Origin of the sequence: Alloacidobacterium sp. (assembly GCF_035631355.1) — a bacterium.
Taxonomy (GTDB): Bacteria; Acidobacteriota; Terriglobia; order Terriglobales; family Acidobacteriaceae; genus Alloacidobacterium.
In genome coordinates, this window is the sequence record NZ_DASQIX010000029.1 from 1 (window position 1) to 20,401 (window position 20,401).

At 56.8% G+C, this 20,401-nt stretch carries 22 protein-coding genes and 1 tRNA gene; 11 read left to right on the forward strand and 12 right to left on the reverse strand.

All coding sequences use genetic code 11. From position 1 onward, the window contains the following. A partial coding sequence (locus VEV40_RS05725) for a family 43 glycosylhydrolase (RefSeq protein WP_324830787.1) occupies positions 1–258 on the forward strand: 258 nt, incomplete at its 5' end. A gap of 62 nt (positions 259–320) precedes the next feature. Here VEV40_RS05725 and VEV40_RS05730 read toward each other — a convergent pair. Further along, positions 321–545, reverse strand: coding sequence for a DUF2934 domain-containing protein (locus VEV40_RS05730; protein WP_324830790.1), 225 nt, complete (start codon positions 543–545; stop codon positions 321–323). 182 nt (positions 546–727) lie between these two features. Here VEV40_RS05730 and VEV40_RS05735 point away from each other — a divergent pair, with 182 nt between their 5' ends. Then, on the forward strand, positions 728–1,315 hold the full coding sequence (locus VEV40_RS05735) for a YdeI/OmpD-associated family protein (RefSeq protein WP_324830792.1): 588 nt from the start codon (positions 728–730) through the stop codon (positions 1,313–1,315). Between the two features lie 18 nt (positions 1,316–1,333). Here VEV40_RS05735 and VEV40_RS05740 read toward each other — a convergent pair whose 3' ends face one another. Next, entirely contained in the window at positions 1,334–2,539 is a 1,206-nt protein-coding gene (locus VEV40_RS05740; protein ID WP_324830793.1) for a VWA domain-containing protein, read from the reverse strand. Positions 2,540–2,591: 52 nt separating this feature from the next. On the opposite strand from VEV40_RS05740, the gene VEV40_RS05745 reads away from it, so the two are divergent. After that, positions 2,592–4,448 carry a SpoIVB peptidase S55 gene (locus VEV40_RS05745; RefSeq protein ID WP_324830794.1) on the forward strand — a complete coding sequence of 619 codons (1,857 nt, stop codon included), beginning with the start codon at positions 2,592–2,594 and terminating at the stop codon, positions 4,446–4,448. 6 nt (positions 4,449–4,454) lie between these two features. Here VEV40_RS05745 and VEV40_RS05750 read toward each other — a convergent pair whose 3' ends face one another. The 3 genes from VEV40_RS05750 to VEV40_RS05760 form a co-directional block, all read right to left on the reverse strand. Continuing rightward, positions 4,455–5,021, reverse strand: a complete 567-nt coding sequence (locus tag VEV40_RS05750) for an isoprenylcysteine carboxylmethyltransferase family protein (RefSeq protein WP_324830796.1) — start codon at positions 5,019–5,021, stop codon at positions 4,455–4,457. A gap of 51 nt (positions 5,022–5,072) precedes the next feature. Further along, the gene (locus VEV40_RS05755; protein ID WP_324830798.1) at positions 5,073–6,773 is read right to left on the reverse strand and encodes a diguanylate cyclase domain-containing protein; all 1,701 of its coding nucleotides are present in this window, start codon (positions 6,771–6,773) and stop codon (positions 5,073–5,075) included. A gap of 184 nt (positions 6,774–6,957) precedes the next feature. Next, positions 6,958–7,034: transfer RNA gene (locus VEV40_RS05760), tRNA-Val, on the reverse strand. A gap of 115 nt (positions 7,035–7,149) precedes the next feature. On the opposite strand from VEV40_RS05760, the gene VEV40_RS05765 reads away from it, so the two are divergent. Both VEV40_RS05765 and bshA read left to right on the forward strand, forming a co-directional pair. Then, entirely contained in the window at positions 7,150–8,001 is an 852-nt protein-coding gene (locus VEV40_RS05765) for a ChbG/HpnK family deacetylase (protein ID WP_324830800.1), read from the forward strand. A gap of 48 nt (positions 8,002–8,049) precedes the next feature. Then, positions 8,050–9,222 carry an N-acetyl-alpha-D-glucosaminyl L-malate synthase BshA gene (gene bshA, locus VEV40_RS05770; protein WP_324830802.1) on the forward strand — a complete coding sequence of 391 codons (1,173 nt, stop codon included), beginning with the start codon at positions 8,050–8,052 and terminating at the stop codon, positions 9,220–9,222. On the opposite strand, the gene VEV40_RS05775 is transcribed toward bshA, so the two are convergent. Then, entirely contained in the window at positions 9,162–10,514 is a 1,353-nt protein-coding gene (locus VEV40_RS05775; RefSeq protein ID WP_324830804.1) for a sensor histidine kinase, read from the reverse strand. The two genes, bshA and VEV40_RS05775, sit on opposite strands and share 61 nt — an antisense overlap. Positions 10,515–10,622: 108 nt before the next feature. Between VEV40_RS05775 and ribA the strand changes: the two genes are divergently transcribed. After that, positions 10,623–11,279, forward strand: coding sequence for a GTP cyclohydrolase II (gene ribA / locus VEV40_RS05780; RefSeq protein ID WP_324830807.1), 657 nt, complete (start codon positions 10,623–10,625; stop codon positions 11,277–11,279). Between the two features lie 13 nt (positions 11,280–11,292). After that, complete coding sequence (locus tag VEV40_RS05785) at positions 11,293–12,318, forward strand: alpha/beta hydrolase (RefSeq protein WP_324830809.1); 1,026 nt, start codon at positions 11,293–11,295, stop codon at positions 12,316–12,318. 154 nt (positions 12,319–12,472) lie between these two features. On the opposite strand, the gene VEV40_RS05790 is transcribed toward VEV40_RS05785, so the two are convergent. The 5 genes from VEV40_RS05790 to VEV40_RS05810 are packed head-to-tail and all read right to left on the reverse strand — an operon-like array spanning position 12,473 to position 16,148. After that, positions 12,473–13,000, reverse strand: a complete 528-nt coding sequence (locus VEV40_RS05790; protein ID WP_324830810.1) for a DinB family protein — start codon at positions 12,998–13,000, stop codon at positions 12,473–12,475. 3 nt (positions 13,001–13,003) lie between these two features. Continuing rightward, a complete protein-coding gene (locus tag VEV40_RS05795) occupies positions 13,004–13,912 on the reverse strand; it encodes a glycine betaine ABC transporter substrate-binding protein (RefSeq protein ID WP_324830811.1) in 909 nt (302 codons plus the stop codon). Then, positions 13,909–14,550 (reverse strand): ABC transporter permease, encoded by a 642-nt coding sequence (locus VEV40_RS05800; RefSeq protein ID WP_324830813.1) that lies wholly within the window; start codon positions 14,548–14,550, stop codon positions 13,909–13,911. Before VEV40_RS05800 ends, VEV40_RS05795 begins: the two co-directional genes overlap by 4 nt. Next, positions 14,547–15,308 (reverse strand): ATP-binding cassette domain-containing protein, encoded by a 762-nt coding sequence (locus VEV40_RS05805; RefSeq protein ID WP_324830815.1) that lies wholly within the window; start codon positions 15,306–15,308, stop codon positions 14,547–14,549. The genes VEV40_RS05800 and VEV40_RS05805 overlap by 4 nt, the downstream gene beginning before the upstream one ends. A gap of 54 nt (positions 15,309–15,362) precedes the next feature. Next, positions 15,363–16,148: an ATP-binding protein gene (locus VEV40_RS05810; protein ID WP_324830817.1), complete on the reverse strand. Its 786-nt coding sequence runs from the start codon at positions 16,146–16,148 to the stop codon at positions 15,363–15,365. Between the two features lie 268 nt (positions 16,149–16,416). Between VEV40_RS05810 and gap the strand changes: the two genes are divergently transcribed. The 4 genes from gap to tpiA all read left to right on the forward strand — a co-directional run bounded on the left by gap (position 16,417) and on the right by tpiA (position 20,000). Then, entirely contained in the window at positions 16,417–17,421 is a 1,005-nt protein-coding gene (gene gap / locus VEV40_RS05815; RefSeq protein WP_324830818.1) for a type I glyceraldehyde-3-phosphate dehydrogenase, read from the forward strand. A gap of 175 nt (positions 17,422–17,596) precedes the next feature. After that, complete coding sequence (locus VEV40_RS05820) at positions 17,597–17,980, forward strand: RidA family protein (protein ID WP_324830819.1); 384 nt, start codon at positions 17,597–17,599, stop codon at positions 17,978–17,980. A gap of 8 nt (positions 17,981–17,988) precedes the next feature. Then, positions 17,989–19,203 (forward strand): phosphoglycerate kinase, encoded by a 1,215-nt coding sequence (locus VEV40_RS05825; RefSeq protein WP_324830820.1) that lies wholly within the window; start codon positions 17,989–17,991, stop codon positions 19,201–19,203. Between the two features lie 47 nt (positions 19,204–19,250). After that, positions 19,251–20,000: a triose-phosphate isomerase gene (tpiA, locus tag VEV40_RS05830; protein ID WP_324830822.1), complete on the forward strand. Its 750-nt coding sequence runs from the start codon at positions 19,251–19,253 to the stop codon at positions 19,998–20,000. A gap of 74 nt (positions 20,001–20,074) precedes the next feature. Here the strand turns inward: tpiA and VEV40_RS05835 are convergent, their stop codons facing one another. Next, on the reverse strand, positions 20,075–20,401 hold the full coding sequence (locus tag VEV40_RS05835) for a hypothetical protein (RefSeq protein ID WP_324830824.1): 327 nt from the start codon (positions 20,399–20,401) through the stop codon (positions 20,075–20,077).

Genomic DNA, 20,401 nt, shown 5'->3' on the forward strand with positions numbered 1-20,401 from the left:
ATGGTCGGGCGCTCAAAAACCATCACCGGGCCATATATGGACAAAGAAGGCAAGCCAATGATGGAAGGTGGCGGCACGGAGGTGTTAGCCGGTAACAATCGCTGGTTCGGCCCCGGCGGCGAATCTGCCTGGATGGGACCTGGCGGCAAAGACCTGCTCGTCTTCCATGCCTACGACGCAAAAACCGGAAAGCCAGCACTCCAGATATCCACCATCATCTGGCAGGATGGCTGGCCTCGTGTTACTCTCCAGCAATAAAAAGCGCCGGGTTAATCCGGCGCTGGTTCATATATTTATGAATACGAAGTGAAAGTATTGCTTTAGGAAGCTTTCTGTGTCAGGTCATGCTCGGCGCGCAGCCAGTCCAGTTCAGCTTGTCCATCGGTGTATCCGCGCTCGGCCCAGTATTTCTGCGCGAGAGCGGCAATCTGATCGTGTGTTGGGGTTGGGCGTATAACAATTGGCTCTGCCGCCTCAACGGTCGTCTTCTTATTGGCAGGAGCCTTACGGGGTTTCGTCGTCTTTTCGGCTTTGGGGGTCGCCATTCCTAATGATCCTCCACGGAGATGTTCTCTAGTTCCCAGAGATATTCTCTATTTTATGATGCCAAAGCCATGAGCGCACCCGAAAGAGGAAAGTGCGGTTGAGACATTGATTAGAAAGGTGCTTCGCATTTTTATTTTTTAATGAGTTACAGATTTGCAATACCCGAGCGAGAATTCTGCTGATGGCGGAGAAATCTAAATCCGAATTGCCCATCATCGCCTTCATCGGCCAGAAGGCATGGGGAAAATGGCTGAAGGCTAACCATCGCGCTTCATCCGGGATCTGGATGGAACTGGCGAAGAAAACTTCAGGCACGCCGTCTATTACCTATGCAGAGGCCATTGAAGTAGCCCTCTGCTATGGCTGGATCGATGGCCAAAAGCAGGGTCACAGCGCAGAAGCCTGGCTACAGAAATTCACTCCGCGTGGGCGCAGGAGCATCTGGTCAAAAATTAATCGCGAAAAAGCGCTCGCGCTCATTGAAAGCGACAGGATGCAGCCCGCTGGCTTGGCAGAAATCGAACGAGCCAAACAGGATGGGCGATGGGAGCAGGCTTATGACTCACCCAAAAATGCCGAAATGCCGTCAGACCTGCGAGCTGCCTTGAATAAGAGCCCTCGCGCAAAAGCGTTTTTTGCGACGCTCGAAGGCAGGAATCGCTATGCCATCCTGTGGCGCGTCCAGACAGCGAAAAAGCCGGAAACACGGACGAAACGCATTGCATTATTCGTGGAAATGCTTGAACGCGGCGAAAAACTGCACCCCTGAATGCAAACGTAACGTTAGCTACTCCACTTCCTGCTTGGCTCTATAACCATCACGGGCAATGACGTCGTACTTCAACGGCTTGTGTTTTTCATCCTGCATTCTCAACGGATGGCCTTCGTTGTCCACCAGCTCAACACGCAGCTTGCGGTAGGTGCCGTCCTGCTTGTTGTTGGTGGGGTGATAGCTCAACACATACTGATTCCGAATCGAGTCGTTGATCTGGCGAAAGATGTCCGGCATTTCTCCGGCAAAGCGCGGGAAAAAAGCCTGGCCGCCGGTCATGCGCGCAAAGGTCGTCATCTGGTTGTCAGCTTGTAGGTAGTCCATCTCGCGGATCGGCCCCATCATGCCGGCGCTGTCGGCCATGATGCGCGCTGTCTGCCCGGTGCCAATGGAAAAGATGGTGACGTTGGGCGTGGCCTTGATCTTCTGCAGCACTTTGTCGAGATTGATCTTGCTGAAAGTATCCCGTCCTGAAGAGATCAGAACTACATACTTCCGTCCCTCGACGCGCGTCAGGCGATCGAGCGTCGTATAGAGAGCGTCGAAGAGGTTCGTTTCATGCCAGGTTGGAATTGTTAGCGAATTCAGGGATTGATAGACAAGCCGCTTGTCCTGCGTAAAGTCCGTCAGGATTGTCGTGTGCATGTCATAGGTCACAACGGCGACATAATCATCCGGCTTGAGCTGCTGGGCAAATGTATAAGCTGCCTCTTCCATGTCCTGAATGAACCACCAGCTGTTGGCGGCAAATTCGACAAGCAGAACGGCTGTGATCGGCGCCTGAATACGTTGGAAGTTTGTGACGTCCTGCTGCACGCCGTCTTCAAAAACGCGGAAGTTATCCTTCTGCAGATTCGGCACAAACTGGTGCGTCTTTTCAAGGATCACGCCCACATCCACATTGACCACAGGAACATCGACGCGCAGGGAAAAATTCTGCAGCCCGGGCGGGTTCTTCACCTTCGGCTCAGGTGGAGGCGGCGGTGGCGCGGCTTCTTCCTTCTTCTTCGGAATGGCAATGGCACCGGTGTCTGCTCCAGGGCCACCCGCTTCGGGTACAGCCTGGTCCTGCTGCTGTTGCTGATTTGACTGGGTTTGCTGCTGGCTTGGCTGCGTCTGTTGCTGTTGCGCGGGAACGGGCGTTTGGCAAAATACCAGGGAAAACAGTGCAATTCCAGCAAAGATTTGACGAATTCGGGATGCAGCCAGTGGGATTTTCATGTATGGATTCATTGTGAAACTTCCGGCCATCCTCCTGCAAGCATGATGCGGCATGAAGGTTTCGTCTCCGCAAAAGCAAAAATGCTCTACTCTTGTAGACGTGGGTATTCGCCTAAAAGACATCGGCGGGCTGATTTTGTTGGGCGCATCGGCACTCATGGCACAGCCCGGGAACCTGCCCGCCACTCCTCCGCCTTCCACTGCCGGATTCTATCCATTGGACCAAGTGCATCGTGGTCTGCACGGAGTGTCCTATACCGTCTTTGAAGGCGTAAATCCTGAGCCGATGGGCGTGCAGATCCTCGGCCTGCTGCGCAATGCGCTCGGGCCTGGGCAGGATATGATTCTCGCGCGTCTTGAAGGCACGAAGCCCGAATATACGGGCGTGGTCGCAGGCATGAGCGGCAGCCCGGTTTATATTGACGGGAAGCTGCTGGGGGCCATCAGCTACCGCATCGGGGCTTTCAGCAAGGAGCCGATTGCCGGAATCACGCCTATCGGCCAGATGCTTGAAGTCGCACATCAAAGCAATGACCTGATTGCCACAAACAATATTGCTCCATCTTTCAGCGAGACAGCCAGCGCGAAGGATGCGCCGCTTTTCGCAGATGCAAAAAAGGACGCGGTCGAAACCAGCGCAATTCGCCCGATGGACATGCCGCTCGTCTTTAACGGCTTTAATCCCGAGGCGCTGGAACTCTGGAAGGAACATGCGCCCGCAATGGGCCTGACGGCAGTCGCAGGCATTGGCGGATCAGCGAGCGATGAAAGACAGCCGGAACCCATTGTCCCCGGCTCGGCAGTGAGCGCGCTGCTGATGCGTGGCGATCTGGAAATCGCGGCCACCTGCACTGTCACCTACGTCGATCCAAAACAGCTATTGGCGTGTGGACATCCGATAACGCAATTCGGCCCCGTCTCCATGCCGATGACCAAAGCCCAGGTTGTGGCCACGCTGCCGTCTCCGCTCTACGCCTTCAAAATCATCAACACCACGGAGACTGTCGGCTCATTTACGGAAGACCGCGAGTCAGCGATCCGCGGCGCCTTTGGCCAGCAGGCGAAGATGATTCCGGTGACGGTGAACATTACCGGCGAACAAACGCCGCACGCATTGCATATTGAGGTCGTAGACCAGCCGCAGATCACACCATCTGCTGTGATGGTTGCCGTCTTTCAGGCATTGATGCAGCGCAATACCTTCACCGCGGAGACCAGCTATCGCATTCGGAGCACCGTGAATGTCTCCGGATTTCCAGCAGTGCATTTCGGCGGCCTTGCCGCGCCGAGTGATGTTGCCCCGGCGAACATGCTGGCCGCGCTGATGGTGGGCGAGCGCTTTTCCCGCCTATACGACAACGCAGCACGCCAGACACCCATCAGCAGCGTTGATATTGAAGTCGAGGCCATCCCAAAGCATTTGACGGCACAGCTTGAGAGCGCGCAGAGCACTCTACCCATCGTGCATGCCGGCGAGACTATCACTATCGAAGCCACTATTCGCCCCTGGCGCGGCGAAGTGCGAAATGTCCGGATTCCGGTGACACTCCCGGCAGTCCTGCATGACGGCCGCGTGCGATTGCTGGTCAGCGACGGCAGCACACTCGACCGCATCACGCAGGCACCGCGCTTCGGCACCCAAAATCTTGATGTGGCCGCGACTATCGAGCAGTTGAATAATCTGCACGAGAACGACCGCCTCTATGTCACTTTATTGGAACCGTCGCCCCAGGCCGTTCTTGACGGCCGCACTCTGGCGAGCGTGCCTGTGTCGATGGCGAATGTGCTTGAGCCACTGCGCCAGAACCAGAAACTGACGCTCAATGGCGAATCGGCTGTGCCCATGGCGTCGGTGGCAGTGGGTAATGTGTTGAGCGGGGAGCAGGTGCTTACGCTGCAGGTCGAGTAAGGCAGCCTAAAGATATCGTCTTACCCGATCACAATACTCTTCATAGATTTCGCCATAGCGCATCCTTAAAAACTCTTCTTCACGCGCCACCTGGCGGTGGAATAGCCATATTCCAGCAAATAAATAGACCAGAAAAATCCAGCTTGGAAATACGAGGAACTGACCCAGCAGCACTAACCCGAATGCCACGTAGATGGGATTGCGGATAAATGCGAATACGCCTGTGGTTATCAGTTTGTCCGGCTGGTCCGGATCAATGCCGACGCGAAAGCTCTGCCCGAAAGAGATCAGGCTCAATAAGAGCAGCATCAATCCCGCCAGGCAAAGAAGCACTCCGATCCAGGAAGCAATTCTTGACTCGAAGAACTGCTGCCTGCTTACCGTCGGAAGATGAAATGCGGCGGCAAAGATGAGATAGAAGTAGAAAAGCGCAAACGGCGGAATCAGGAAATCCTTCTTGTCGATCTCGCCGAATTTCATCGCTTTGATCCCGCTCCTTTGCATCAGAAGGAGCCGCACGCACACCATGCCGAGCAGCAGCAAAATTGTGAGCACGGCGAGGTATCTTTGCATGGCCTTCTCAATTTAAGCCCGGCGCGCTGTTTGCGCAAAATTGTGGAGAAGCTACCTTCGATTCCCACTGTTTAAGCTGCGAGGCAGGGATTTGTCCGGCGTGCAATACTCTGCGTCATCCTCGGAAACGACAAGATAGCGGTCACCGCCGGAATACTTGGCGCGGTACATGGCGATGTCCGCCGCGCGCCAGAGCTGCGCGCCCTCGGTCCCGTGGTCGGGGTAAAGCGCGACGCCAACGCTGGCCGAGAGTGGCATATCCAGGCCATCAATGGAAAATTGACGCCGGAACTCTGCCAGCAGATCCGCAGCCACCTTTTCCGCGTCCCGACAATGGAGCAATTCGCCAACCACGACCGTGAACTCTTCGCCTCCAGTGCGCGCCACGGTATCGGATTCGCGCAGACGCTTCATCAACCGGGCGGCTATCTCCTGCAGGCAGGCGTCGCCAGTCGCATGGCCGTAGTTGTCGTTGATCTGCTTGAAACGGTCGAGGTCGATGCACAGAATGGCTGCTTTGTGGCCGTAGCGGGACGCGTTCTCCAGCGTATGGCGCATGCGCTGTTCCAGCAGGAAGCGGTTCGGCAGATTGGTGAGCGAATCATGGTGCGCGCGATGGACAAGTTGCTCATGCAGTCGCTCGCGGTCGGTCACATCCTGCACCAGAGACAGGCGCGCGTCATGGCCCTCGAACTCGATCGGGTGTGACGATATCTCGGCCTGGAACTCGCTCCCATCTTTCCGGTGCTGCGTCCAGGGACCGGTCACTCTGATAGAGCTGTGAGTATCGGCAAGCAGACGCTCCACCCCGGCCAGAGCGGCCACCTCATGCAAGTTGCCGATGGTCATGCTCAGAAATTCTTGCCGGCTATAGCCATATTCCTGTAATGCCGCGTCATTCACACGCAGAAAGGCGAAGGTCTTCGTGTCATAGATGAACATCGGGTGTGGGTTGCTGTCGAACAGCACGCGATATTGCTCACTCTGCCAGTTGGCGGTATAAATCTGGTTTTCCAGAAGCGTCAGGATCATGCCAAATTCCACAAAGTATTTCGGAACGTTCCAGAACTCTCCGGGAACATTTACGCCAGGAAACAAGTGAGCTATAGCCAGCGCCGTGGGAAATACCGCTGCCCAGGCAAGAAGACCTACCGACGCGGTAATCACGCCAGCTGAAGCGCGACGGAAGTCGTAATAGTAGAGGACGGCATTAGTAAGAAATACTTGCGTCAGGATGGCATAGATGCCGATGTCCGCCTGATGTGTACCGATGAGCCACAACCACCATGTGCCACCGACGAGCGCGGCTAAATTGTTCGTCCACAAAATAACAGGCTGCAGACGACTGAAGTACCAGCCTGCCCAGATGACTGCGATCTCCATTGCCACAGCAAAACAGACCAATGGCCATACTGCTGAGTAGCCGAAGATCACAAGGAACACGTAGATCAGTGGCGGAATGGAAATGGTCAGGCCAACCAGCTTCAGGCTTTTGCTACGAACGGCAAATGCCGACGACGCGAGCACAAAGCAGATGCCTGCCAGCACCAGTCCGCCCATGCCCAGCGCAACTTGCAGGCTCGGCCAGAAGGGAGAAGAAAACTGAGGTAACAGGATGGCGAAATGCGCCAGGGTAGACACCCAACCTGCAATCCAGTAACGCAGACGGCGCGATGGAAGCTTCCGGTAGATCACACCGAAGAGTGATACCAGAAGGCCAAGTATCAGGATGTCAAGCAGCCTGTCCTGCATGGTGGTCCCTCAACCACACCATCGGCGGCTTCTGAGTTGGGATGAAGAAAATCGCAAGAGGTCCTCGAATAATTAAGACGAGGAATCACAACGAAAGGCGACCGCCTGAACAGCAGCTCTGAGAAAAAGTACCAAGCCAATTAGAACATCAAGTGTTTCAAGGGCTTACGCGATCTAATCTTCATGGTGGGCAGTGCAGGGCTCGAACCTGCGACCTCCTGCTTGTAAGGCAGGCGCTCTAACCAGCTGAGCTAACCGCCCATGAACAATCCCAGTTCTTCCGAGGCCAGAACCGATTCCATGATTCTAGCAGCAAAAAGTTGCCGCTTCATCACCAACAGAGGACCTTGTCTGACCTCGCTGATACACTGCCGCTGTGAGCCGCCTGATTGTGAATGCTGATGACTTTGGACTGACTCAGGGAGTGAATCAGGCCGTTATTGAGCTGTTTCGTGACCACGCGCTTACTTCTACAACCCTTATGGCGACTGCGGACAACTTTGATGAAGCGGTTGCGCTGGCAAAACAATCGCCTTCGTTGGGCGTGGGCTGCCATGTCGTTCTCGTAGACGGAATGCCGGTCCTGCCGTCGTCGGAAATTCCGTCATTAATCGACATTTCAGCGCCGAATAAGAGCGTTTTTCGTGCAAAATTGAGCACTTTTGTGACGGATTTGCTGCGTGGCCGCATCAGCGAGGCGGAAATCGAGGCTGAGGCAACAGCCCAAGTCAAAAAACTTCAACAGGCAGGCATTGCGGTCACCCACATCGACACGCACAAACACACGCACACCTTCCCGCGCGTTCTGCGGCCACTGCTGCAGGCCGCGCTGGCTTGCGGAGTGAAGGCAATCCGCAACCCCTTTGAACCAAACTGGAGCCTGAACGCCACCGCCAATGGCGGGCATGTCCGCAAGATGCAGGTGCGCCTGCTGCGCTCGCAGTCCGCGACCTTCAGCCAGGAAGTCACCAGTTCCGGGATCCTCACGACCGATGGCGCCATCGGCGTGCTGGCAACCGGCACGCTTGACGCGCAGACCATCGAGAACCTCCTGGCCGCAATGCCTGATGGAACATGGGAGTTGGTCTGTCATCCCGGTTACAACGATGCTGCGCTGCAGCAGCAGAACACGCGCCTGCTTGCATCAAGGGACGTAGAACGCGCGGCATTGCTTGAAACCATTCCCGGAGCAAATTGCGACCTGATTCATTTCGGGCAACTTGCGTGAATCTCCCGGCCAACGAACCGCGTCCTATGCAGAGACTGTGAGCAAAGCATGAAGATTGGAATTACCTGCTATCCAACCTATGGTGGAAGCGGAGTTGTAGCCACTGAACTCGGCATCGAACTGGCTGCCGCCGGGCACCAGGTTCACTTCATCACTTATTCGCAGCCCTTCCGGCTTAGCGGGCGCGAGCAGGGCATCTTCTACCACGAAGTCCCGGTCTCGACTTATCCGTTATTTGAGTACCCGCCTTATGATCTGGCGCTGGCCTCACGCATGGCAGAAGTCGCCGAATACTACGATCTCGACCTGCTCCATGTTCATTACGCCATCCCACATTCTGTAAGCGCGCTGCTTGCGCGGCAGATGCTCGCGGCGAGGGGACGCCGCCTGCCTTTCGTGACTACGCTGCACGGGACGGACATTACGCTGGTCGGCCTGGATCGCGCTTATCTTCCAATCACGCAATTCGCCATTGAGGAAAGCGACGGCGTTACCTCCATTTCGCATTATCTGCGTGAGCGGACCGTCAGAGAATTCAAAACCAAGCGCGAGATCGAGGTGATATCCAACTTTGTGAACTGCGATTTCTACATCCCGCTCAACGCCGAAGAGCGCGCGGAGAAACGCCTGCATTTTGCCCTTCCGGACGAAAAAATTCTGATTCATCTTTCCAATTTCCGCCGGGTCAAACGCATCACTGATGCGGTCGAAATCTTTGCCCGCGTGGTGGAGAGAGTGCCGGCACACCTGCTCATGGTTGGCGACGGACCCGACCGCTCTGCCGCCGAATGGCTCGCGCACAAAAAAGGCATTCAGGAGCGTGTGCATTTTCTCGGCAAGCAGGAAAGCGTCAACGACCTGCTGCCACTGGCTGACCTGATGTTGATGCCGAGCGAACTCGAATCATTTGGTCTTGCCGCGCTTGAAGCGATGGCCTGCCGCGTTCCCACTATCGCAACCAGAGTAGGCGGTGTTCCAGAACTAATTGAAGATGGTGTTGACGGAATGTTGTTCCCAGTCGGCGATGTGGAATCCATGGCCGATGCAGCAGCGGAGCTTCTGCTTGATCCGGCAAAACTCGACGCGATGGCCACAGCGGCCCGGCGCACCGCGCAGAAAGGCTTCTGCGCTTCAAAGATTATTCCGCTGTATGAAAAATATTACGAGCGCGTGCTGGAACGCGCGGACAGCAGCGTCGAGCCGGTCTCGCCGTCTTCATAACCTGCCGCGGGCATTTCCATTGTGATGTGAGTTCCGCGACCAGGGCGGCTGGTCACATCGAAGCTTGCCGCATCTCCGAAGAGCACTTCCAGCCGTTCGCGCACATTGCTCATGCCGATACCTGTTCCCTGATGCAGTACGCCGCTCGAGTGCTGCCGTCCGGGGGCGATGCCTACACCGTCGTCCTCGACTTCAATCATCAGCCTGCCGTCGCTGAGCCGGCTGCGAATGGTGATTGTGCCACCGCTGATGCGTGGTTCAAGTCCATGCTTGATGCTGTTTTCAATCAACGGCTGCAGGATCATGCTGGGCACGGGCAGGTTCAGCGTCTCCGGATCGATTTCCTTGACGACTTTCAGCTTGTCCGCACCGAAGCGGACGACTTCAATGCCGAGGTAGTCGTCAGTGAAATTCAGCTCGTCGCGCAGATGGACATACGAATCATGGTCCTTGAGCAGCGCGCGCAGAATGTTGGCCAGTTTTACGATCAATTCGCGAGCCTGCTCGGGACGGAAGCGCACCAGCGATGCGATGGAGTTGAGCGTATTGAACAGGAAATGAGGATTGATCTGCCGCTGCAGGGCATCGAGCCGCGCTTCCAGCAGCAGCCGCTTCTGTTCTTCGAGTTTTTGCTCAATGCGGATTGTGTTCCATATCTTGAGCGGGATGCCGACCACCATGGCAGCACAGGTCCATACGGCAATTCGCACCCACCAGTTGTTGGAAGTGAGCGCAAAGAGTCGGCCCTGATACAGGATGGCCAGCCAGTCGCGGCATATCTCCAGGCCAACGATGAGCACCAGCAACAGCACCTGGCGGTCGAAGCGCGGTTGGCGCAGGTTGCGGCGTATCCAGCGGTAGATGCTGAGATCGACAAAGGGCGAGAACGACCAAACCTCTTCCTCTTCGACAAAAGTGCTGTAAAAACTGGCGATGAGCGCTACGGCCAGATTGAATGGAAGTGACAGGTACTCGTGGTGCAGCATGGCCGGAAATGACATCAGCGCCCCCCCGGCAAGCGCTGAAAGCGGCCCCATAAGGATGCCGAGCAGGATGGTCGTCTCGAAAGAGATATCGGCGGCCAGAAAATTCGGCACCGTGACGCGCACCCAGACACCAAGCGTGAGCGGGATGCAGATGAAGGCCAGCAACCCTATCGTCTGCCCAGCATTGCGGCGCTCGGTCAAAAGCAGACGCCGGAAGGTACGCGCGCGGGCCAGCGCGCTCGATGTGGCCGCAGCCACGCCGAGCTTGACCAGCAGCGTAATGAGTACCAGCGTTTGCTCGACCACGCTTTAAATCTACCGCGCCTGCAACTTTCTCGTCACAGTTTCATCATTACTTTGTAACTCTTGTGATAATTGCCGGGAGTTAAATTCAACGTTCGTATAATGAAAGCTATGCCGTTTGAAAGCGTAAGCAAGGTTGCCGATGCCGATTTCCCCACTCGCTGGGGGCATTTCCGCATTCTCGGATTTGAAGGTATCGTTGCCAACCCTGAATCATGCAACGGAAACACACCGGCCCCGGCAAAGCGTATCGAGGCAGCGGTTGCTCTTGTGATGGGCGATATTCATTTGAAGCCGCCGATTGTCCGCATTCACTCGCAGTGCCTTACCGGAGACGTCTTTCACTCACTGCGCTGCGATTGCCGCCTGCAACTGGAACTGGCGCTCAGGACGATCACCCAGGCTGGCGCGGGCATTCTGCTCTACGAACAGCAGGAAGGCCGCGGCATCGGCCTGATGGCCAAGCTCAAAGCCTATGAGCTGCAGGACCAGGGACTCGACACAGTGGAAGCGAACATTGAATTAGGCTACAAGCCTGATTGCCGCGAATTCGAGCTGCCTGCGGAAATCCTGAAGCAGCTCGGCGTGCATGCCGTGCGCCTCATCACCAACAATCCGGAAAAGGTTGAGGCGCTGGAGTCGGCTGGCATCCGCGTGATCGAACGCATCTCAGCTGCGGTCGAGCCGGAAGAAACTTTTGAGCGCTATTTGCAGGTGAAGCGGGAGAAGATGGGGCACATTCACGAAGAGTTGGAGAAGGCGCGCTAAACCACAGTTCAACGTGCCGCTGACCGCTTTCTACACGGCATCTTTGAAAGCCTATAGTAAGCTCATGAGCAGTTTGAAGCTGTTAAAGGGCGTTGTTTACTTTCTGCTCTTTTGTTTGGGATCAACCATCCTGCCTGAATCCTATTCTCAGAACAGCACTCTAACATTACCCAAATCAACCAATAAAACTCCAGACTCCTATACCCTCTACGAACATCCGGGCCGGATGATTCGCCTTCCCCGGGGGAACCTTCTGAGTCTCTACTGTGAAGGAAAAGGGGAGCCGACCATTATGCTCGAAACGGGCTTTGGGGGCGGTGCTTACGCTGCCTGGTATCGTCTCGAGCCACGGTTGGCAAAGATCACTCGCACCTGCTCATATGATCGGGCTGGTTATGGTTTCAGCGAACTCGGCAATGACCTCCCACGAGACCTCTATCATGACGTATCTGACCTGTACGGGCTGTTGAAGGCTTCTGGAGAACCCGCACCTTACATTCTCGTTGGCCATTTAGATGGCGGACATATCATTGGAGCATTTGCAGATTCACACCCACAGGAAGTTGCCGGGCTTGTCTTCCTTGATGCGGCGGTTTTGGTTGACAAACAACAGGTAGAAGGCACAAAAGAAAAGCCGTCGCCAAGCCTGCAGAAGCATTTCAGCAATCAGTTCCAACAGATTCGCACCTGCCTGAAATGTGCAGAAAAATCCGCAGGGCATCTCGAAGCAAGGCCAGGCGATTACTGTCTCGATAGTGAGAAGGTGAAGCGTCTGCCACCCGATATGGCAAAAGCGCTGATTGAAATCTCATCACGCCCCGATAGCTGGCGGGCATTTTTATCTGAGGCCGAACAGCATTACCTCGTCGATGACGACAGTTGGGAAGTTTCGCTGTTGCCGCATCGTTGGCAGGAGATTCCTATACTGGTGTTCACGGCGAGCGTGGCCTCGCTCGATGATGCGCACTCTGCCGCAGCTTACGGCCTGCCACCATCTGACCACAAAGCCATTGAGGCTGCGCGTACCGGCAGAAAGTGATGGGAACACCTGCAATCGCGCTTGTGCGAGCTGTCAACGAAATGCGAATTTCATCTTATTCCGACCGCAGAACACCAGGTGCAGAATGCTGTGCCTGATCTCGTCGCTGAATCGATGCAGAAAATGGTCCTTGATGTTCGCAAATCCCGACTTACTACCTCGCCAGCAAAATCTTCGCCGTAGTCACAATCTGCCCGACATGCCGCTGCGTATGGTCCGCCAAATGCACCAGCACTCCGCCAACCGTGGTTGGCAACTGCTTTTTCCCAATAAGCCGCGGTTGTTCGAGATTGCCACTAGCCAGAGCGCGCATGCGCCGCGCAGCCTGCTCCAGCCCCTGACTGAATTCCGCAAAGAGCGCTTCCCTGCTTGAGCCTGGTTCCATTTCAGTCTTGAGCGCGGCTATCTGCTCGCCTGAGAGCTGATTGCCCTCAGCATACGAAAGCAGCCGGTCAAGGCTTCGCGGAATGTGCCGCAGGTGAAACGCAAGCGGCGGCAGTCCGGAAGGGCGTGCGTTGAAGTCTGCTTCATTCAAAGGTCCGCACCAACGATTGACATCTTCCTGCGCGAGCTCAAATGCGTGCAGCACGGCGCGCGCCACGGCAGGCACGTCTGTCAATGTGCCGCGCAGCCACGGTTCCGGCTGCTGCGCCGGCGCTACTTTCGTCTGCAAATCACCCATGTTTTAAAGCCCTTTCTTCTGCCTGAACTCGCGGACCACGTCCGCCGGATCGCGGTGCTCTCCATCGACTGCTTCGTTCATGGCGCGCATGTCATCTGCTGATACTTTACCCTGAAGCTCATCCATCGCAGCGCGCATGGCAGGCCAGCGCTTCAGGGCCTCGTCACGGACGAGCGGCACCGCCTGATACGGCGGGAAATAATGCTTGTCGTCGGCAAGAACCTTGAGGCCAAGCGCTGCGATCGGGCCATCTGTCGAGTTGCCTGCAATCATGTCCACTTGGTGAGATTCAAGCGCGCGATACAACAGGCCGAGGTCCATGGTGCGCGGCTTTTCCTTGAAGTTCAGGCCGTAAGCTTTGCTTAACCCCGGCAAGCCGTCCGGACGCTGCTCAAATTCATACCCCACGCCCAGCACCCATTGCGGAGCATACTGCGCGGCCTCGCTCAAAGTATTGAGATGCAGGCGTGCGGCGTCATCTCCGCGAATGATCATGGCAAAAGTATTCTCGAATCCCAGGGGCGCAAGAACGGCTATATGATGCCGCTGTTGATACAGGTTCCGAACCGTATTCAGCACGGTTTCCGGATCGCGGTTTACCGGCTGCTTCAGAATCGCGGTCAGGGCCGTACCCGTGTATTCCACATAGGCGTCGATGCGTCCGGATTGCAGAGCCTGGTTGCAAATGTAACTTCCGGCAAGATAAAAGCGCCGCTCCACCTTCATACCTGTCTTCGCTTCAATCTGCTGCGCTAGCAATTCGCCCAGCACGACCTGCTCGGTGAAGTTTTTTGCGCCGATTATAGGATGGTTCGGATGTGGCGGGCCGCAACTGATAGCCGCAATGCCCAGTGCAAAGATACCTACAATACTCCCACATCTTTTCAAGATGTGGGGCACCCATGTTTTCATGGTTTTGCTGCTCCGGGAACGCGCAGCCAGTGCTCGACAAATCCTAGTAAAGCGTCTGCGGCGAGCGCCAGCAGCGCCGCGGGAATCGCACCGGCCAGCACAAGCCGGTTATCGACTGACGCAACCCCGCGAAAGATGAACTCGCCCAGCCCACCGGCGCCGACTGCGGCTGCTATCGTTGCGATGCCGACGCATGTCACTGTCGCGGTGCGCAGGCCAGCAAGAATCACACCCGCCGCCAGCGGCAATTCGACCTTGAAGAGCCTCTGCGCGTCCGTCATTCCCAGAGCAAGAGCCACTCCGGTCACCGTCGGATCTACGCCGCGAATCCCGGCATATGTGTTGCGAATGATCGGCAGCAGTGCGTATCCGGTAAGCGCCACAATGGCGATGCGCGCGGCATCTTCACCCAGCCAGGGCAGTGGCAGAAGGAACCCGAACATGGCCAGACTGGGAATGGTCTGCACGACGTTCACGAAGCCGATGACCGGCTTGGCCCAATGCGTATGCCGTGTCAGCCAGATGCCCGATGGCACGCCAATCGCAATGGCAAAAAGCATGGCCGCGCCGGTGAGCCATAGGTGCTCGAGCGTGAGCGTGACAATCTCGCCGCCGTACTGCGCCAGAAAGCAGCTCATCGCCGCTGCTCCTGTCCGCGTATCCATTGCCCCCGCCGAAAAGCCTCGGCATACGCCTTCACCTCTGGAGTGTCAGTGCGCAGAAAATCTTTGGCGGTTACATCAGTCACAACGCGACCCTCTTCGAGCAGCACGATGCGCGACGCCAGATAGAGCGCCTCATCAAGATCATGCGTTACCAACAGAACCGTTTTTTTCAGCGCGTCCAGCAGGCCGCGCAGCATGTCCTGCATCTCGGCCCGCGTCTGCGGATCGAGCGCGCCCAGTGGCTCGTCCATCAAGAGAATCGATGGATCTGCTGCCAGCGCCCGCGCCAGTCCCACACGTTGTCGTTGCCCGCCGGAAAGCTGATGCGGGTAGCGACGCGCGAACTTCTCCTCATCGAGCCCAACCTGAGCAAGCAGTTCGCGCGTTTTCTCTTCATCGATGCGTCTGCCGCTAAGCTCCGGGACCAGGCCCACATTTCGCGCCACAGTAAAGTGCGGGAACAAGCCTGTTTCCTGAATCACGTATCCTATGCTGCGACGCAGCGCGATCACATCGTGTTGCTCGCATTCCTTGCCGCGGATGAAGACCGTACCGCTCGTCGGCTCGCTCATACGGTTCACGAGGCGCAGCAGCGTCGTCTTGCCCGATCCGCTGCGGCCCAGCACCGCTGTTGTTGTTCCCCCTTCGACGCAGAGATTGATGCAGTCAAGCAGTGCGCGGCCTTCGGCTGTTTTCAGGCTTACGTCACGGAATTCAATAGCTGCCGCCATAACAGAAAAAGCCGGGCCTAGCGCCCGGCTCTCTTTATCTCACATCTGTGTTTGTTATGCTCCCTCGCTTGCAGCTGGCTCTTGCACTTCAGGTTGCGGAGCGCCCTTTACTCGGACCACCGTGATCTTGGAGAAGCCTTCCTTGAAGTTCGGTGGACGCAGGCGTTCGGCCATCTTCTGCATTGCATCGTCACTGACCACGCGGTCGCGGCGGCGATTGCGCTCCATGCAGACCTCAAAGGGCACGTCGAAGAAGACGGCCTGCACGTCATAGCCGAAGCTTTTCGCCATCTTGATCCACTGGCGGCGCTCATGCGGTGACAGGTTGGTCGCGTCCACATAGTTCCACGGCATCTTGGCAATCAGGCGCGCGCGCAGCAGCGAACGCAGCGTTGAGAACACGAGCCCTTGGTAGCGCTGTTCGGTGATGTCGTCAAACAGGATCGTCCGCAGCAGATCGCTCGAAAGCGGGGTTACGCCACGGCGCTTGAACCATGTCGTCTTGCCGGAACCAGGAAGTCCAATCGCCAGCACCACAAATCCGCGCGGATTGCGCTGCCCCGCTGCCTGAGGTTCCGGCGGCGGCACGGAGGGTGATTCCGGCTGCGTCTCTACTACCAGCTTGCCAGCAGGCTCGGCGGCTTGTTCCGGCGATTCCGCGGCTGCATCCGTGAACACGCCAATAGGCTCGGCCGCGACCACTTCCGGCGCGGCAGGCTCTTCCTGCCGGGAGTCGGCATAGCTGGGCTGCAAAGGAGCAGGTTGATTGGAAGGCAGTTCCTGCCCTATCTTGCCAGTGGACTCGGAAGTGTTCGGTCCACGCTTCGAGCGTCGTCTCATTCTTTCGCGCATCCATTCGCGCATGATTGAGGATGTAACACACTTGCTTATGTCGCCGCAAACTGTTGAGTGGAAAAGCCGGAAAATGCGAATAAATTTTGCTGATGCGGCTGAAATACTTTATTGATGTTGACGACAGTGCTAGCATCGACATTGAGTGGCGCACCGGGCGGTGCCCGCTAATCGGACCCAAGACGCGTAACGTTCGCGTTCCGGGGTGATCTCATCCGCGCACAGACCCTTAAGCGAAACAAAGGAGAGAGTTTCAATGGCAGTTAAGGTTGGCATCAACGGTTTTGGCCGCATCGGACGCAATGTATTCCGCGCATCACTTGGCACTCCCGACCTCGAAGTTGTGGCCGTAAACGACCTCACCAGCCCGGCCACTCTGGCCCACCTGCTCAAGTACGATTCGATTCTCGGCAATTTGAAGAACGAAATCGTCGCAGGCGATGATCATATTTCGGTCGATGGCAAGAAGATCAAGGTTTTCGCCGAGAAAGATCCAGCCAAACTGCCGTGGGACTCGGTCGGCGCACAGGTTGTCGTCGAATCCACCGGCCGCTTTACTGACGCCAATGCCGCCAAGGCCCACCTACAGGGTTCGGTCAAGAAGGTCATCATCTCCGCGCCTGCCTCGAACGAGGACATCACCATTGTTCTCGGCGTGAATGAAGGCAAATACGACGCAGCCAAGCATAATGTCATCTCGAATGCCTCCTGTACGACCAACTGCCTCGCGCCCGTCGTAAAGGTGCTGCATGAGAACTTCGGCATCGTCTCCGGCATCATGACCACGATCCACAGCTACACAAACGACCAGGTCATCCTCGACTTCCCCCACAAGGACCTCCGCCGCGCCCGCGCTGCCGCCATCAATATGATTCCCAGTTCCACCGGAGCCGCCAAGGCCCTCAAGCTCGTCATCCCCGAGATGGCCGGCAAGCTCGATGGCTTCGCCGTTCGCGTCCCAACGCCGAACGTCTCGGTTGTTGACCTCACCTTCATCTCCGAAAAGCCGGCGACGGTTCAGTCCGTAAACGCCGCGCTGAAGACCGCTTCTGAAGGCGCGCTCAAGGGCATCCTCGGCTACGAAGCCGGTGAGCTGGTATCGAGCGACTTCAAGGGTGATGCGCGCTCATCGATCGTTGACGCTCCGCTGACCAAGGTGGTCGGCCAGTCGGTGAAGGTCATCAGCTGGTACGACAATGAGTGGGGCTACTCGAATCGCGTTCGTGACCTCATTCTCTTCATTGCGAAGAAGGGCCTGTAAGCCACATTGCATGATTCCTTGAAAGGGCATTGCATCAAGCCTTGCCCTTTCAAAGCGGTAGAAGCACCGGGCTTTAGCCCGGTGGAATCAGATCCAAATCTTCGGGGCTTCAGCCCAGGCCGTTTCAACTAAGTCCGCGCGCAGCGCGTTCCCTAATCTTCGGAGCGTTTTCCACATGCGTCAGAACATTTCAGGCTCATCTCCATTTGAACCGGTTATCGGCTTCTCCCGCGCCGTGCGCGTCGGAAACGCCGTCCACATCTCCGGCACAGCCCCTGTCGGCGCGGATGACGCCGACGCCACAACCCAGACACGTCACGTTCTCACCCTTATCCAAAGCGCTCTGGAAAAAGCCGGAGCAAAGCTCGAAGATATAGTCCGCACGCGCATGTATCTCACCCACGCCGACGATTGGGAGCAGGTGGGCCGCGCGCACGGCGAGTTCTTTGGCAGCATCCGTCCCGCGAGTACTATGGTTGTGGTAGCCGCGCTTCTGAATCCATCGTGGCGCGTCGAAATTGAAGCCGACGCCGTCATTTCGAACACTGAAAGCAAATGAATCCAGCTATGAGCAAACTGTCGATCCGCGATCTTGATCTCCAGCACAAGCACGTTTTCATGCGTGTCGATTTCAACGTACCGCTCACCGATGATGGCCGCGAAATCACCGACGACACGCGCATTCGCGAAACCCTGCCTACGCTCGAATACGCCCTGCGCCACAAAGCAAAACTCATTCTCGCCTCGCACCTGGGCCGCCCCAAGGGCAAGGTGAACCCGAAGTACAGCCTTCGCCCTGTCGTTGACCGCCTGCGTTCGCTGCTCGATCATCATCTAGGTGAGAGCGTGAATGTTGCTTTTTCACCCGATTGTATTGGCGAGGTCGCTACTGAGCTCGCGCGCCAGCTTGAATCCGGCCAGGTGCTGCTGCTGGAAAACCTGCGCTTCCATGCTCAGGAAGAAGCCAACGACGCGGAGTTTGCCAAAGAACTCGCCGCGCTCTGCGATATCTACGTAAACGACGCCTTCGGCAGCGCGCACCGCGCTCACGCATCTACGGAAGGCATTACGCACTTCGTCAAGCAATCCGCCGCCGGACTGCTGATGGAAAAAGAGCTCAAATACATGGGCAAGGCGCTCACCGAGCCGGCCAAGCCCTTCGTCGCCATCCTCGGCGGTGCCAAAGTCTCCGACAAGATCGAAGTCATCGACAACCTGCTCGGCAAAGTTGACGCGCTGCTCATCGGCGGCGGCATGGCCTACACCTTCCTCAAGGCCAAAGGACAGGAAGTTGGCAAATCGCTCGTCGAAGCCGACAAAATCGAAGTGGCCAAAGAGGCGCTGAAGAAAGCGGAAGAAAAAGGCGTGCGCTTCCTGCTTCCCGTCGATCACATCTTGGCCGACAAGTTTGCGTCTGACGCCAAAACACAGCTCTTCTCCGGCGACGGTCCCTTTCCTGCCGAATGGATGGCCCTCGACATCGGCCCCGAAACCATCAAGCTCTTCGCAAACGAAATCGCCGAGGCCCGCACTATCGTCTGGAACGGCCCCATGGGCGTTTTCGAGATGCCGGCCTTCGCTGCCGGAACAACCAAGGTCGCAAAAGCAGTCGCGAAGAACAATGAAGCCATCTCCATCATCGGCGGCGGCGACTCTGTAGCGGCAGTCAAGCAGGCCGGCGTAGCCGACCAGATTACGCATATCTCCACCGGCGGCGGCGCTTCGCTTGAGTTTCTTGAAGGCAAGAAGCTACCGGGTGTTGAGGCTCTGACGAATAAGTAGGCGCAGGCTTCAGCCCGCGCGATTATGTTGAGAAAACAAAGGAAAGAATGCGTAAACCACTCATAGCAGCCAATTGGAAAATGTATAAAACCCCGGCCCAGGCCGAGGACTACGTCAAAGCCTTCCTCCCGCTCGTCGCGGGCCATGACCGTGACGAAATCGTCCTCTGTCCTTCCGACACATCATTGAACGCAGTTGTTCCCGCCGTCGCCGGCTCCAACGTCGCCGTCGGCGGACAGAACATGCACTTCGCCGAAGAGGGCGCTTACACCGGCGAAACCTCAGCGCTGATGCTCAAGGCCATCGGCGCGACGCATGTCATCATCGGGCACTCCGAGCGTCGCCAGTACTTCAACGAAACCGACGAGAGCGTCAACAAAAAGCTCGCTACCGCGCTCAGGCACCAGTTCATCCCCATCGCCTGCATTGGCGAAGTCCTCGCCGAGCGCGAAGCCGGACACACCGAGGAAGTCCTGCGCAGGCAGATTTCGCTCGCCCTGGTCGGCGTGGAGCCGAAAGACGCCGAGAGCATTGTCGTTGCCTACGAGCCGGTCTGGGCCATCGGCACAGGCAAGACTGCCACGCCGGAAATGGCCGCTGAAGCGCACCTGCTTATCCGCAGTGAGATCGCACGCCGCCTGGGCCGCCATGTCGCCGACGCCATCCGCATTCTCTACGGAGGCAGCGTCAAGCCGGACAACGTCACCGTCCTGCTCAACCAGCCGGAAATCGACGGCGCACTCGTCGGCGGAGCCAGCCTCGACCCGCAATCGTTTGCGAAGATTGTGAAGTATTAAACAGAGGGTGCCCCAGGTCTCAATTTTGAGACTTGGGATTTGTCTCAGTCGTTCAGCATTCAGCATTCCTTGCCTTACGACTTCGTGGCCTCTGCAAAGTGCCAGAGCACCCCTGTTGGATCGAAAACATAGGTCACTGTAAGGCCCCAGGGCTCGGCGCGAGGCGGCGCGGGAGTTGTAACTCCGAACTGCTTCGCCAGGTCCAGAGAATGGATATGTTGCCACCAGGCGTGAACATCGTTGACAAGAACGTGCATCACTGTGTTTTCGGCCCATTCCTTGACATAGTGGCCCTGGAGAAGAAAAGCATGTGCTCCCAGGCTTAGAGCCTGTAACAAAACCCTCGCCAGATTTGGAGCGGCTACTTCTCCGATTAGCCCGTTTATCGTCCAATTGCTCAT

Excerpts from the sequence above, each read along its gene's own strand:
- VEV40_RS05810 (WP_324830817.1), bottom strand. The coding sequence starts at position 16,148 with ATGAGACGACGCTCGAAGCGTGGACCGAACACTTCCGAGTCCACTGGC.
- tpiA (WP_324830822.1), top strand. The coding sequence starts at position 19,251 with ATGCGTAAACCACTCATAGCAGCCAATTGGAAAATGTATAAAACCCCG.
- VEV40_RS05835 (WP_324830824.1), bottom strand. The coding sequence starts at position 20,401 with ATGAGCAATTGGACGATAAACGGGCTAATCGGAGAAGTAGCCGCTCCA.
- VEV40_RS05795 (WP_324830811.1), bottom strand. The coding sequence starts at position 13,912 with ATGAAAACATGGGTGCCCCACATCTTGAAAAGATGTGGGAGTATTGTA.
- VEV40_RS05735 (WP_324830792.1), top strand. The coding sequence starts at position 728 with ATGGCGGAGAAATCTAAATCCGAATTGCCCATCATCGCCTTCATCGGC.
- VEV40_RS05750 (WP_324830796.1), bottom strand. The coding sequence starts at position 5,021 with ATGCAAAGATACCTCGCCGTGCTCACAATTTTGCTGCTGCTCGGCATG.
- VEV40_RS05800 (WP_324830813.1), bottom strand. The coding sequence starts at position 14,550 with ATGAGCTGCTTTCTGGCGCAGTACGGCGGCGAGATTGTCACGCTCACG.
- VEV40_RS05790 (WP_324830810.1), bottom strand. The coding sequence starts at position 13,000 with ATGGGTGATTTGCAGACGAAAGTAGCGCCGGCGCAGCAGCCGGAACCG.
- VEV40_RS05805 (WP_324830815.1), bottom strand. The coding sequence starts at position 15,308 with ATGGCGGCAGCTATTGAATTCCGTGACGTAAGCCTGAAAACAGCCGAA.
- VEV40_RS05745 (WP_324830794.1), top strand. The coding sequence starts at position 2,592 with ATGAAGGTTTCGTCTCCGCAAAAGCAAAAATGCTCTACTCTTGTAGAC.
- ribA (WP_324830807.1), top strand. The coding sequence starts at position 10,623 with ATGCCGTTTGAAAGCGTAAGCAAGGTTGCCGATGCCGATTTCCCCACT.
- VEV40_RS05755 (WP_324830798.1), bottom strand. The coding sequence starts at position 6,773 with ATGCAGGACAGGCTGCTTGACATCCTGATACTTGGCCTTCTGGTATCA.
- VEV40_RS05740 (WP_324830793.1), bottom strand. The coding sequence starts at position 2,539 with ATGAAAATCCCACTGGCTGCATCCCGAATTCGTCAAATCTTTGCTGGA.
- gap (WP_324830818.1), top strand. The coding sequence starts at position 16,417 with ATGGCAGTTAAGGTTGGCATCAACGGTTTTGGCCGCATCGGACGCAAT.
- VEV40_RS05825 (WP_324830820.1), top strand. The coding sequence starts at position 17,989 with ATGAGCAAACTGTCGATCCGCGATCTTGATCTCCAGCACAAGCACGTT.
- bshA (WP_324830802.1), top strand. The coding sequence starts at position 8,050 with ATGAAGATTGGAATTACCTGCTATCCAACCTATGGTGGAAGCGGAGTT.
- VEV40_RS05820 (WP_324830819.1), top strand. The coding sequence starts at position 17,597 with ATGCGTCAGAACATTTCAGGCTCATCTCCATTTGAACCGGTTATCGGC.
- VEV40_RS05730 (WP_324830790.1), bottom strand. The coding sequence starts at position 545 with ATGGCGACCCCCAAAGCCGAAAAGACGACGAAACCCCGTAAGGCTCCT.